This window comes from Paraburkholderia sp. SIMBA_027 (genome assembly GCF_046535315.1).
Taxonomy (GTDB): domain Bacteria; phylum Pseudomonadota; class Gammaproteobacteria; order Burkholderiales; family Burkholderiaceae; genus Paraburkholderia; species Paraburkholderia tropica.
Genome location: NZ_JAWRWY010000163.1, coordinates 1 through 386 on the forward strand (window position 1 = coordinate 1; position 386 = coordinate 386).

Consider the following 386-nt stretch of genomic DNA (forward strand, 5'->3'; position numbering starts at 1 on the left):
GCCAGGTTCACTAGTGCGGATCGGGACTTTGCGGAGCGGCTCACGTAGGCGGCGGCATGTTCGAACTGCGAGCTTTTCACTTCACCCCACTTCGAACCCACGAATATCAGGTCGTCACTTTGCCGCCTCCAGTGGTTCAAATACCGACCGATCATGAGCTTCAGCGGGGCGCCGTCGGCTCTCCAGGTCAGGAACATGCTGTAGAAGTTTCGGGCTGCCTCAACATCATGTAGGCGAACGAGGTCGTCGGTACCTTTGTTCAGCTCAACGCCGTGTAGGAATACATCTCGGATGAGCGCGATCAACTCGTCGGAGTTTGTCGCCAGGGTTCCTTCACGTTCGTCGACCCTGTCTTGCATCAGCCGCTCGTAGCGGAACACGTCGAA

General features: G+C 57.3%; 1 protein-coding gene. It reads right to left on the reverse strand.

Going from position 1 to position 386, the window contains the following annotated elements:
- The coding region (locus tag SB764_RS38595; RefSeq protein ID WP_410866549.1) for a hypothetical protein at positions 1-386 on the reverse strand (386 nt) is incomplete at both ends.